The following is an 11,208-nucleotide window of genomic DNA, read 5'->3' on the forward strand; positions in this document are numbered from 1 at the left end:
CTGCCGCCGATGCTATCTTACGGGCACCTTGGATCCGTCGGGACGATTATGATGACAGTGCGGCAGGACGTTCACAGTGCCGACATTCCTGTGCTTTGCCAGTCTTGCGAGGCACGGCATCGCGGCGTCTGCGGTGCGCTCGATCCCGACCAGTTGGTCGGGCTCGCCAAGACCTCATCGAGGCACAAGATCGAGCCGGGGATCGAACTGATTGGCGACGCCGAGACCGTCGACAGCTTTTCGAATGTGCTTTCGGGTGTGGTGAAGCTGACAAAGAGCCTTTCGGACGGACGCCAGCAGATCGTCGGCCTCCAGTTTGCGCCCGACTTTTTGGGACGGCCGTTCAAGGTGGAAAGCGCGATCAACGCGGAAGCCGCAACCGCCGTTTCCCTGTGTTCGTTTCCGAAGGCCGCCATCGAACGGATGATGAAGGAATCGCCGGAACTCGAGCATCGCCTGCTCAAGCAGACGCTGAACGAGCTCGACGAAGCACGCGACTGGATGGTGACGCTGGGGCGCAAGACCGCTTCGGAAAAGGTGGCGAGCTTTCTCCTGATGATCGCCAGGAACATCGATCCCACGGTCGACCTCACCGCCAAGTCGGCGACTTTCGACCTGCCGATGACACGCGCCGACATTGCCGATTTCCTCGGCCTGACGATCGAGACGGTGAGCCGCCAGTTGACCAGGCTAAGAACGGACGGCGTGATCCGGATCGAGAACAACCGGCATGTGACGATCGACAGCCTGGGCCGGCTGGAGCGACGCTCCGGCGCCTAGATTACGCCCTGATCGACGATTCCGATCGCCGGCAAGGCATGCTCGCGCTCAAACGCGATATGACGGCGCATGCTTTCGAAAAAGCCGCGCAGCATGAAGCCGACCGCCTCGGCATTCTCGACTGTCTCGCCATGGCCGATCGCCAGCAGGATTTCAGTCACCTCGCCGGCAAAGCATTCATCTTCGACGTGTTCGGCGCGCAATCGCCGGGTTGAGGCAAGGTTGGCATTGCCGCCTGTAGCGGCTTCATAGGCTGGGAAGATGATCGTTTCTTCATATTGATGAATATTGCGCAACAATGGGACGATTGCGTTGGCTGTGCCAAGGCACTTCAGGCGATCGACGTTCGGCAAGGCGTCCGCGATTTTCTCCAGAGCATCACAGAGCTGCAGTTTCTCCCTGTGCGCGCGCTTCATCACTGCGCTTGGGATTGCCTCTCTGCCGGATTGGCCAGCTAGCGTCGATTTCTCATAACACGCCTCAAACAGCGACGATCCCCGCTCTTTCTCTTCGTTCAATGGCCGCCTCCAACTCGTTCGCAAAACCAACGCTGCCCAATCCAAAACCATGCAGCTTTGATTTGGATCAAGGCGGCGAGGATGCAGCCGGGGAATTGGTGTTGCTGCGGATTGGCGTCCGCGCATCGGAATCCGACATCGGGGACTGTCATGAAGTTCGGCACAGAAATCGTCGCTTTGGGCCTTTTCGCGTTTGTGGCTCTAGTGGCCGCCGGCTTCGGTGTGGACGAGCCGTTTCGCCAGCACATGTGGGTGCTTTTCTTCCTGCTGCTTGGCTTTGTCATCGTCCTCCTGCGCAACACCAGCTTTGCGCCGGCCGCATCGGTCGATCCTTCTGCCTACATGGACGGGCCAATCCGCTACGGCGCCATCGCCACCATGTTCTGGGGCGTTGTCGGCATGCTTGTGGGTGTGGTCATCGCGCTGCAGCTCGCCTACCCGGATCTCAACATCGAGCCCTGGTTCAACTTCGGCCGCCTGCGGCCATTGCACACATCCGGCGTCGTTTTTGCCTTCGGCGGCAACGCGCTCATCTGCACGTCCATGTATGTCGTGCAGCGCACCAGCCGCGCCCGGCTGTTCGGCGGCAATCTCGGCTGGTTCGTGTTCTGGGGTTATCAGCTTTTCATCGTCATGGCCGCGACCGGCTACCTGCTCGGCATCACCGAGAGCCGCGAATATGCCGAGCCCGAATGGTATGTGGACATATGGCTGACCATCGTGTGGGTCGCCTACCTCGTCCTGTTCCTCGGCACCATCCTGAAACGCAAGGAACCGCATATCTACGTCGCCAACTGGTTCTATCTGTCCTTCATCGTGACCATCGCGATGCTGCACCTGATCAACAACCTATCGATGCCGGCGTCTCTCCTGGGCTCGAAGAGCTACTCGGCCTTCTCCGGCGTCCAGGACGCCTTGACGCAATGGTGGTACGGGCACAATGCCGTCGGCTTTTTCCTGACAGCCGGCTTTCTTGGCATGATGTATTATTTCGTGCCCAAGCAGGCGAACCGGCCAGTCTATTCCTACCGGCTGTCTATCATCCACTTCTGGGCGATCATCTTTCTCTATATCTGGGCTGGGCCGCATCACCTGCACTACACCGCCCTGCCCGACTGGGCGCAAACGCTCGGCATGGTGTTTTCGATCATGCTTTGGATGCCCTCCTGGGGAGGCATGATCAACGGCCTGATGACGCTGTCCGGCGCTTGGGACAAGCTCCGCACCGACCCGATCATCCGCATGATGGTTATGGCCATCGCCTTCTACGGCATGTCGACCTTTGAAGGTCCGATGATGTCGATCAAAGCCGTCAATTCGCTGTCGCACTACACCGACTGGACCATCGGGCATGTCCATTCGGGCGCGCTCGGCTGGGTAGGCATGATCTCGTTCGGCGCGATCTACTACATGGTGCCGAAGCTGTGGAACCGTGAACGGCTCTATTCGCTGCGGCTCGTCACCTGGCACTTCTGGCTGGCGACCCTCGGGATCGTCGTCTACGCCGCGGTGATGTGGGTTTCCGGCATCATGCAGGGCCTGATGTGGCGCGAGTACGATGAGCAGGGCTTCCTGGTCTACTCGTTCGCCGAGACCGTGGCCGCCATGCATCCCTACTACGTCATGCGCGCCGTGGGTGGCGCGATGTATCTCGCCGGTGCTGTCATCATGACCTGGAACATCACCATGACTATCCTCGGCTACCAACGCGAGGAGGAGCCGATGCCAGCCTCCATCCCCTCCCTTCAGCCCGCACAATAAGGAGCCAAAATGGGCTTGATGGACAAACACGCGATCATCGAGAAGAACGCCACGCTTCTTCTCGTTGGTTCCCTCCTGGTGGTGACAGTCGGCGGTATCGTCGAAATCGCACCGCTCTTCTATCTCGACAACACGATCGAGAAGGTCGAGGGCATGCGGCCCTATTCGCCGCTCGAACTCGCCGGGCGCAATATCTATGTGCGTGAGGGCTGCTACCTCTGTCACAGCCAGATGATCAGGCCGTTCCGTGACGAAGTCGAGCGCTATGGTCACTACAGCCTGGCGGCCGAGTCGATGTACGACCACCCGTTCCAGTGGGGATCGAAGCGCACGGGGCCGGACCTCGCCAGGGTCGGAGATCGCTACTCGAACGAGTGGCACGTTCAGCATCTTATCGAACCGCGTTCGGTGGTGCCGGAATCGATCATGCCGAGCTATGCCTTCCTGAAGGATACCGCGATCGAGGTGAAGGACTTCTCGACGCACCTTATCGCAAACAGGCGTGTCGGTGTCCCCTACTCCGAAGACATGATCGCTCACGCCAGAGATGACATGATCGCGCAGGCCGATCCCAATGCCAACACATCCGAGCTGGAAGGCCGCTATCCGAAGGCGAAGCTCGGCGACTTCGACGGCAATCCGCAACAGGTCAGCGAGATGGATGCCCTGGTCGCTTACCTGCAGATGCTCGGCACGCTGGTCGATTTCAAGACCTACGACGAAGCCGCTGGCTACCGCTGAGGAGAAGGACCATGGATTACCACTGGATGAGAGAGTTCGCCGACAGTTGGGCCCTGCTCGCCATGGCGCTTTTCTTCGTCGGAACGGTCGCCTTCGCATTCCGTCCCGGGAGTGGCAAGCAGGCCGATGAAGCCGCCCGCATTCCTCTGAAGGACGACTGATCATGAGCGATGAACATATCGACGAAGTGTCGGGCATCTCTACCACCGGCCACGAGTGGGATGGTATCAGGGAGCTCAACAACCCACTTCCGCGCTGGTGGGTCATAACGTTCTACATCACCATCGTCTGGGCGATCGGCTACACCATCGCCTATCCGGCATGGCCGATGCTGACCTCGGCGACCAAGGGCGTGCTTGGCTATTCGAGCCGCGGCGACGTCAACAACGAGCTTGCTGCGGCCGAGATCGCCAAGGCGAAATATGCCGCAGCGATACAATCGAAAACCGTCTCGGAGATTGCCGGCGACGACGCGTTGCGCGAATTCGCTGTTGCCGCCGGCAGCGCTGCGTACAAGGTCAATTGCGTGCAGTGCCACGCTTCCGGCGCCCAAGGGTCCAAAGGCTTTCCCAACCTCAATGACGATGACTGGTTGTGGGGCGGCACGGCCGAGCAGATCCAGCAAACGATCACGCACGGCATACGCTTCGTATCCGTCCCGGATACACGACTGTCGGAAATGCCGGCTTTTGGCGAGATCATCACCGGGGACCAGGTCGCACAGGTCAGCACCTATGTCGCCAGCCTGTCTGGCCCGGTTCAAGATGCAAAACTGGTCGAGCCAGGCGCCAAGGTTTTCGCCGAAAACTGCGTGGCCTGCCACGGCGACAATGCAAAAGGCAACAAAGAGCTCGGCGCCCCTGATCTGACCGATGCGATCTGGCTCTACGGATCCAACGAAACCGCAATCGCCGCGCAGGTCCGCGCACCCAAGCACGGTGTGATGCCGGCCTGGGCTGAGCGTCTCGGTGAGACCAAGGTCAAGGAGCTCGCGGTCTACATCCATTCGCTTGGCGGTGGGGAATAGAGGGGGGTCCTATTCCCGGCCCTTCGCCAGCCAAGCGACGAGGCCCGGCTTGCGCCGGGCCTCGATTGCATTCGATGTCCGACGATTGACTTGCATCAACGCGCAGCAGGCTGCCCCGCCGCAAAGCTTGAGTTCAACGCGGCATTTCGCGCACCGGCCAAACAACTAAGTCCGACTGCGCGCCCCGAAATCGTAAGCTGCGCGACTGGAGACACTGGTGCTGGATAATACGCAGGTAGAACGGCTCGAAGCCGAGGCGGTCAACTCCGCCAAGGTCCGCCAGCCGCTGTATGCACCGCGCAAGAAGATCTTCCCCAAGCGCGCCTCGGGCAGCTTTCGCCGCTTCAAATGGCTGGTGATGGCGATCACCCTGGGCATCTACTACCTGACGCCCTGGCTGCGCTGGGATCGAGGTCCGTTTGCTCCCGATCAGGCCGTGCTGATCGATCTTGCTAACCGCCGCTTCTATTTCTTCTTCATCGAGATTTGGCCGCAGGAATTCTACTATGTGGCCGGTCTTCTCGTTATGGCCGGCATCGGCCTTTTCCTGATCACATCCACAGTTGGCAGAGCCTGGTGCGGCTATACCTGCCCGCAGACCGTATGGGTCGATCTGTTTCTGGTTGTAGAGCGTGCGATCGAGGGAGATCGCAACGCCCGCATAAAGCTCGACGCCGGACCGTGGACTGCGCGCAAGTTTGTGCTGCGTGTATCGAAACACGCCATCTGGCTGGTCATAGCGGCAGCGACCGGCGGTGCCTGGATCTTCTATTTCGCCGATGCGCCAACGCTGATTGGCGAGGTCTTCACCGGCACCGCTGCGCCGGTCGCCTACATCACCATCGGCGTGCTGACGGCAACCACCTACACATTCGGCGGGCTGATGCGCGAACAGGTCTGCACCTATATGTGCCCGTGGCCGCGCATCCAGGCGGCCATGCTCGACGAAAATTCGCTGACCGTGACCTATAATGACTGGCGCGGCGAACCTCGGTCGCGGCACGCCAAGAAGGTCCAGGCCGCGGGGCAGCCGGTCGGAGACTGCGTCGATTGCAATGCCTGTGTCGCCGTCTGCCCGATGGGGATCGACATTCGCGATGGCCAGCAGCTCGAATGCATCACTTGCGCGCTGTGCATCGATGCCTGCGATAGCGTCATGGACAAGCTCGGCAAGGAGCGCGGGCTGATCTCCTATGCGACGCTGTCCGATTACAACGCCAACATGGCGGTGGCGATAGCAGGCGGGTCTTGCTCGGTGAACCCGTCGCTCGTCCGGACCGACGGCGGCGCATTCTCCGAAAAATTAGCCCATTTCCATATCCGCAAGATCTTCCGGCCGCGCACCTTCATCTACATGGGCGCGTGGTCGGCGGTCGGCATTGCGCTGCTCTATTCGCTGCTGACGCGCGACCGGCTCGAGGTCAACGTTCTGCACGACCGCAACCCGCAATTCGTCACGCTGTCCGACGGTTCGATCCGCAACGGCTACACCGTAAAGCTGCTCAACATGATCCCCGAGCAAAGGACGATCGTTGTCACGATGCAGGGCCTGCGGGGAGCCGAAATGAGCGTCGTTGGTATCGACCTTCCCGCAGACCGGTCCTTCGCCGTCGCGGCCGAACCCGACCGCCTGAAGATGCTGAAGGTTTTCGTGCGCCAGCCGGCGGACCGGGTCGGAGGCGCAACGCAAACGTTCAAATTCCGCGTCGAGGACAAGGCGAGTTTCGAAACGGACGAATACACCGCCACCTTCAACGCCCCGGAGATCGCCAGATGAGCGCCAAGACGCAAAAAACCCGCGAATTCACCGGCAGGCATATGCTGGCCACCATTCTCGCCTTTTTTGGTGTGGTCATCGCAGTCAATCTGACAATGGCGACATTCGCCAGCACAAGCTGGACCGGTCTTGTCGTCGAAAACACCTATGTGGCCAGCCAGCAATTCAACCGAAAGGCCGAGGAAGGGCGCGCACAGGCGGCGCTCGGCTGGATTGGCAAATTGACGATCTCTTGGGGCGAAGTCCGCTACAGTCTCAGCGATGCCGCTGGCAAGCCGGTTCCCTTGCGTAGTGTCAAGGTGCTGTTTCGTCATCCTGCCTATGAGGGCGCGGACAAAGCCGTCACTCTCGCCGCTGCCTCGGGCCAGGAATTTGCCGCGCAGCACACGCTAAGGGATGGCGTCTGGATCGTCGAAGTCGACACCGATGCCGGTCTGGCAGAGCCTTATCGCGACGTTCGCCGGATCATGATTTCTCAGGGAGCACTGCAATGAGCTGCTGTGCGCCGGGCGCTGAAATGGCGCTGGATCTGGGCGGAGCGACATCCAGCTTGCCATCGAGCCAGGAGATCAGGTTGGCAAGCCGCTCGCTTGGCGATGACCTTCGCCAGACCGATCTGTCGGTGCCGACGGTTCACTGCGCGGCCTGCATCCAGGCGATCGAGACGGCTCTCGGAAAGCTCGATCGCGTCGAGCGCGCTCGTGTCAACCTTTCGACCAAACGGGTCTCGGTCCAGTGGCGTGGGAACGAGGCTCCTCCCATCGTCGCTGCACTAGAGCTGCTGGGCTACCCGGCGCATCTTTTCGACCCCGAGGTTCATGAAAAAGACAAGACGCTTTCGGAACTGATCCGCGCCGTCGCGGTCGCCGGCTTTGCTGCGGGCAACATCATGCTGCTTTCCGTCTCGGTCTGGTCAGGAGCTGAAGGCGCGACGCGTGACCTGTTCCATTGGGTCTCAGCGCTGATCGCCATCCCGGCGCTCGCCTTCGCCGGCGGAATCTATTTCCGCTCGGCATGGAATGCGCTGCGTCACGGTCGCATGAACATGGACGTGCCGATTGCGGTTGGCGTTTCACTCGCCTACGCGATGAGCCTCTACGAGACCATCAACCATGGAGACCACGCCTATTTCGATGCGTCGGTGTCGCTGCTGTTTTTCCTGTTGATCGGCCGCACGCTGGATCACGTGATGCGCGAGCGTGCCCGGACCGCCGTGAACGGCCTGTCACGGCTGGCGGCGCGGGGCGCCATGGTGCTGCGCGAGGATGGTTCGCGCGACTACCTGCCGGTTGAGGAGATCGAACCGGGCATGCAGCTGCTGGTCACCGCCGGCGAAAGGATTCCCGTCGACGGCAAGACCATTCGAGGCTTTTCTGATCTCGACTGTTCACTGGTTTCCGGTGAAAGCACACCCAGAACCGTGTCGTCAGGGGAAACCGTGCAGGCCGGCACACTCAATCTGACGGGCCCGCTGACCATCGAAGCAACAGCCGCCGCAAAGGATTCCTTCCTGGCCGAAATGGTCCGGCTGATGGAAGCCGCCGAGGGCGGTCGCGCGCATTATCGCAGGATCGCCGACCGCGTTTCAGCGCTCTATGCTCCAGTGGTCCATCTGACCGCCTTGGTGACGTTCCTTGGCTGGATGGCGGCGACCGGCGATTGGCACCAGGCAGTAACGATCGCCATCGCCGTTCTCATCATCACCTGCCCATGTGCGCTCGGTCTCGCCGTGCCGATCGTGCAGGTGGTCGCTGCGCGGCGTCTGTTCGAAAGCGGCGTCATGGTCAAGGATGGTTCGGCCATGGAGCGCCTGGCGGCGATCGACACGGCGGTGTTCGACAAGACAGGAACGCTTACGCTCGGACAGCCCCGGCTCGTCAACGCGTCGTCCATCGATCCGGCCATGCTGGCCATCGCAGGCGACATGGCCGTGCATTCCCGCCATCCGTTCTCAAGGGCCATAGCCGGCTCTGCGGGCTTTGCCGGTCAGCCGAAGCTCGAGTCCGTCAGCGAGCACCCTGGTTTCGGGATCGAAGCCACCGCCGCTGGCAGCACCTGGCGGCTTGGCCGGCGCGGCTGGGCCGGGTGGAAGGCCCGATCCGGCGGCGAAAGCAGATACGGCGGAACGGTTCTGACCAAAGATGGGATCATTGTCGCGTCCTTTGTCTTCGAGGACGCGCTGCGTGCAGACGCCAGAGCGGCCGTCGGGCAATTGAACAACGCCCGGATTTCCGTGGAAATGCTGTCGGGCGATACCGCAGCTGCCTGCGGCGAGGTCGCGGCGACGTTGGGCATCCATCACTTTGTTCCGGCGCTGCTTCCTTCAGGCAAGGTCGAGTATATCGAAACGCTGTCGAAGGACGGCCACAAGGTGCTGATGGTTGGCGACGGCCTCAACGACACCCCTGCGCTGGGCGCGGCACACGTCTCGATCGCTCCAGCCACGGCGGCCGATGTCGGCCGCAAAGCGGCGGATTTCGTGTTCCTGCGCGAAAGCCTTTCGGCAGTACCCCTTGCCCTCGACATCTCGCGAAAGGCCGGACGACTGATCCGGCAAAACATCGCCATAGCAATCGTCTACAACACCATCGCCGTGCCGATCGCCATCCTGGGGCACGTCACGCCGCTGATCGCGGCAATCGCGATGTCGGCTTCGTCACTGCTTGTCATTGGCAATGCGCTGAGGCTGCAAGGCTTTGCCGCGAGCCAACCGGAGACGGGTCGTTCGCACGGCAAACGTCCCAGTATCGGCGCATTGGCACGATCCTCATGACGACGCTGGTCTATCTCATACCCGTAGCTCTTTTTCTCGGCGCGTTGGGTCTGTCCGGCTTCCTGTGGGCCTTGAGGAGCGGTCAATACGAGGATCTCGACGGAGCCGCCGAGCGGATCCTTATCGATCGGGACGACAGCTAGACAACTGGTCGGGAGCCAAGGTGCTGATCATGACGCTGGTATGCAAACTTCGCCACTGCATGTGTCTGGCGCGTATATAAGACAGACCGGACGTTTGGCCCGCCGACGTTGCTGCACCCAGAAAGTGACTCAGATCAAGGCAGGCGACGCAGGGACCTCGATAATCAGGGGAAGATATTTGAGGAGGCAGGTATGCAAGCCGAAGCCATAATGACGACACCGGTCGTCGGAATAGAGCCGTCCGCGTCGATCACCGAAGCGGCCGGGCTGATGCTCTCCAAGAAGATCAGCGGCCTGCCCGTCATTCGCAGGGACGGTACGCTAGTGGGCATTGTCAGCGAGAGTGATTTCTTGCGCCGGGGAGAACTCGGCACGAAGCGTAAGCGCTCGCGTTGGCTGGAGCTTCTTGTGAGCCCCGGGCGAGCCGCTGATGAATATGTTCAAGCCAACGGACGACGGATCGAGGAGGTCATGACAGAAGATCTCGTCACGGCATCCCCCGGGGCATCGATCGCCGAGATCGTCGAACTCATGACGCGCCGCCACGTCAAACGCATTCCGGTTGTCGATGGGGGAAAAGTCGTCGGGATCATCACCCGCACCGACCTTCTGCGTGCATTGCTCAACGTCCTGCCGGATGCGGGCCCGGCGTTCGTCGACGACGAACAGATCCGTCAGAAAATTATTGCCGAGCTTGCGACGCAGAAATGGGCCGGCAAGGAAATGATCTGCGTCACGGTGGGCAATGGCGTCGTCGAACTGAGCGGCGCGATCTTCGATGAACGCAAACGCCAGGCAGCCATCGTCGCCGCCGAAAACGTCGCCGGCGTCAAAGCCGTAAAGGATAACCTTTTCTGCGCGGAGCCGCTGTCGGTCGTGCTTGTCTCTTAGTTGCGGACTGCAGCATTGCGTGACCCCAGCATTCGAATTCGAAGAATGTCCGCATTGAACCTAAGTCGCAGCTACCGCTATTAATGGTCGAAGCAGCAACAAGGCGAATGCGATAAGCACCGCGCCCGCGACCCTGTCTGCCATCTCTCCGGCTCCGTTCAGACGCCTACCGAGCAAAAGCCACATTGACCCGGTGGCGGCTGTGGTCACCAAGAGTACGATCCAGAAGAAGCCCAGTTCGTACGGCCTCGCGTCCACCGGCACGATTGCCAGACAATAGATAAAGGCTTTCGGATTGAGGGCAGTAGTTACTATAACAGAAAGGCCATCCCCGTCTTCGGATGCGTCGATCTGGTCGCGGCCTATCAGACGCAGGCCAAGAATTACGAGCCATAGGGCTGCGACCAGCTTGAGTACCTGGATGGCGCCGGACGGCAGCAAGGGTCGCAGCGAAAACCAGCAGGCTGCTGCGATCCCGTATCCACAGGCCTGTGCGACCAAGAGTGCGATCGCCTTATCTCGCTTGGCCGCACCCGCCACCAAAAGAGCATTGGTTGGCCCGGGCGCAATAAAGAGCAGAAATGCTTCTAGAAGAAATAGATTGTCCAAACTGCCTGGTCCCATGGCATGCAAATCTATCGGCATAAGTTCCGTTTGCGTTCACTCGTCAGACGCATTTGTGGTGACCTTTCTAGCGTTGGCCGGCTGCGTGTTGAAGCCGTGCGATCAGGTCGCGGTTGCGGCAGTAATCCGGCGGATCATCGGCTTGCTGGTGTTCGTCGAGCCAGGTCGAGCAT

Annotated in this window: 13 protein-coding genes; 10 read left to right on the top strand and 3 right to left on the bottom strand. The window is 60.7% G+C overall.

Going from position 1 to position 11,208, the window contains the following annotated elements; genetic code table 11:
• The first annotated feature begins 51 nt into the window (after nucleotides 1-51).
• Entirely contained in the window at nucleotides 52-780 is a 729-nt protein-coding gene (locus tag EOB36_RS15810) for a Crp/Fnr family transcriptional regulator (protein ID WP_126107383.1), read from the top strand.
• On the opposite strand, the gene EOB36_RS15815 is transcribed toward EOB36_RS15810, so the two are convergent.
• The gene (locus tag EOB36_RS15815) at nucleotides 777-1,196 is read right to left on the bottom strand and encodes a hemerythrin domain-containing protein (RefSeq protein ID WP_126107382.1); all 420 of its coding nucleotides are present in this window, start codon (nucleotides 1,194-1,196) and stop codon (nucleotides 777-779) included. The genes EOB36_RS15810 and EOB36_RS15815 overlap by 4 nt on opposite strands.
• A gap of 252 nt (nucleotides 1,197-1,448) precedes the next feature.
• Here EOB36_RS15815 and ccoN point away from each other — a divergent pair, with 252 nt between their 5' ends.
• From ccoN to EOB36_RS15860, 9 genes are all read left to right on the top strand, one after another.
• On the top strand, nucleotides 1,449-3,059 hold the full coding sequence (gene ccoN, locus EOB36_RS15820) for a cytochrome-c oxidase, cbb3-type subunit I (RefSeq protein WP_128285196.1): 1,611 nt from the start codon (nucleotides 1,449-1,451) through the stop codon (nucleotides 3,057-3,059).
• A gap of 9 nt (nucleotides 3,060-3,068) precedes the next feature.
• Complete coding sequence (ccoO, locus tag EOB36_RS15825; RefSeq protein WP_095488972.1) at nucleotides 3,069-3,800, top strand: cytochrome-c oxidase, cbb3-type subunit II; 732 nt, start codon at nucleotides 3,069-3,071, stop codon at nucleotides 3,798-3,800.
• Nucleotides 3,801-3,811: 11 nt separating this feature from the next.
• Nucleotides 3,812-3,961 (top strand): CcoQ/FixQ family Cbb3-type cytochrome c oxidase assembly chaperone, encoded by a 150-nt coding sequence (locus tag EOB36_RS15830; RefSeq protein WP_065009122.1) that lies wholly within the window; start codon nucleotides 3,812-3,814, stop codon nucleotides 3,959-3,961.
• Nucleotides 3,962-3,963: 2 nt separating this feature from the next.
• Nucleotides 3,964-4,827, top strand: a complete 864-nt coding sequence (gene ccoP, locus EOB36_RS15835; protein ID WP_128285197.1) for a cytochrome-c oxidase, cbb3-type subunit III — start codon at nucleotides 3,964-3,966, stop codon at nucleotides 4,825-4,827.
• 217 nt (nucleotides 4,828-5,044) lie between these two features.
• On the top strand, nucleotides 5,045-6,604 hold the full coding sequence (ccoG, locus tag EOB36_RS15840) for a cytochrome c oxidase accessory protein CcoG (protein ID WP_126105378.1): 1,560 nt from the start codon (nucleotides 5,045-5,047) through the stop codon (nucleotides 6,602-6,604).
• On the top strand, nucleotides 6,601-7,098 hold the full coding sequence (locus tag EOB36_RS15845) for a FixH family protein (protein ID WP_128285198.1): 498 nt from the start codon (nucleotides 6,601-6,603) through the stop codon (nucleotides 7,096-7,098). Before ccoG ends, EOB36_RS15845 begins: the two co-directional genes overlap by 4 nt.
• Nucleotides 7,095-9,377 (top strand): cation-translocating P-type ATPase, encoded by a 2,283-nt coding sequence (locus tag EOB36_RS15850; protein WP_128285199.1) that lies wholly within the window; start codon nucleotides 7,095-7,097, stop codon nucleotides 9,375-9,377. The genes EOB36_RS15845 and EOB36_RS15850 overlap by 4 nt, the downstream gene beginning before the upstream one ends.
• Nucleotides 9,374-9,520 carry a cbb3-type cytochrome oxidase assembly protein CcoS gene (gene ccoS / locus EOB36_RS15855; protein WP_095488967.1) on the top strand — a complete coding sequence of 49 codons (147 nt, stop codon included), beginning with the start codon at nucleotides 9,374-9,376 and terminating at the stop codon, nucleotides 9,518-9,520. Before EOB36_RS15850 ends, ccoS begins: the two co-directional genes overlap by 4 nt.
• A 192-nt stretch (nucleotides 9,521-9,712) precedes the next feature.
• Complete coding sequence (locus EOB36_RS15860; RefSeq protein ID WP_128285200.1) at nucleotides 9,713-10,411, top strand: CBS domain-containing protein; 699 nt, start codon at nucleotides 9,713-9,715, stop codon at nucleotides 10,409-10,411.
• A 60-nt stretch (nucleotides 10,412-10,471) separates the two neighbouring features.
• Here the strand turns inward: EOB36_RS15860 and EOB36_RS15865 are convergent, their stop codons facing one another.
• Both EOB36_RS15865 and EOB36_RS35165 read right to left on the bottom strand, forming a co-directional pair.
• Nucleotides 10,472-11,020, bottom strand: coding sequence for a hypothetical protein (locus tag EOB36_RS15865; protein WP_126105373.1), 549 nt, complete (start codon nucleotides 11,018-11,020; stop codon nucleotides 10,472-10,474).
• Nucleotides 11,021-11,102: 82 nt separating this feature from the next.
• On the bottom strand, nucleotides 11,103-11,208 hold a 106-nt coding region (locus EOB36_RS35165), incomplete at its 5' end, for a DUF6455 family protein (RefSeq protein WP_245467817.1).

The organism is Mesorhizobium sp. M6A.T.Cr.TU.017.01.1.1 (assembly GCF_004023115.1).
Lineage (GTDB): Bacteria > Pseudomonadota > Alphaproteobacteria > Rhizobiales > Rhizobiaceae > Mesorhizobium > Mesorhizobium mediterraneum.

Coding starts and splice junctions, on each gene's coding strand:
- EOB36_RS15810 (WP_126107383.1), top strand. CDS start 52: ATGACAGTGCGGCAGGACGTTCACAGTGCCGACATTCCTGTGCTTTGC.
- EOB36_RS15815 (WP_126107382.1), bottom strand. CDS start 1,196: ATGAAGCGCGCGCACAGGGAGAAACTGCAGCTCTGTGATGCTCTGGAG.
- ccoN (WP_128285196.1), top strand. CDS start 1,449: ATGAAGTTCGGCACAGAAATCGTCGCTTTGGGCCTTTTCGCGTTTGTG.
- ccoO (WP_095488972.1), top strand. CDS start 3,069: ATGGGCTTGATGGACAAACACGCGATCATCGAGAAGAACGCCACGCTT.
- EOB36_RS15830 (WP_065009122.1), top strand. CDS start 3,812: ATGGATTACCACTGGATGAGAGAGTTCGCCGACAGTTGGGCCCTGCTC.
- ccoP (WP_128285197.1), top strand. CDS start 3,964: ATGAGCGATGAACATATCGACGAAGTGTCGGGCATCTCTACCACCGGC.
- EOB36_RS15845 (WP_128285198.1), top strand. CDS start 6,601: ATGAGCGCCAAGACGCAAAAAACCCGCGAATTCACCGGCAGGCATATG.
- EOB36_RS15850 (WP_128285199.1), top strand. CDS start 7,095: ATGAGCTGCTGTGCGCCGGGCGCTGAAATGGCGCTGGATCTGGGCGGA.
- ccoS (WP_095488967.1), top strand. CDS start 9,374: ATGACGACGCTGGTCTATCTCATACCCGTAGCTCTTTTTCTCGGCGCG.
- EOB36_RS15860 (WP_128285200.1), top strand. CDS start 9,713: ATGCAAGCCGAAGCCATAATGACGACACCGGTCGTCGGAATAGAGCCG.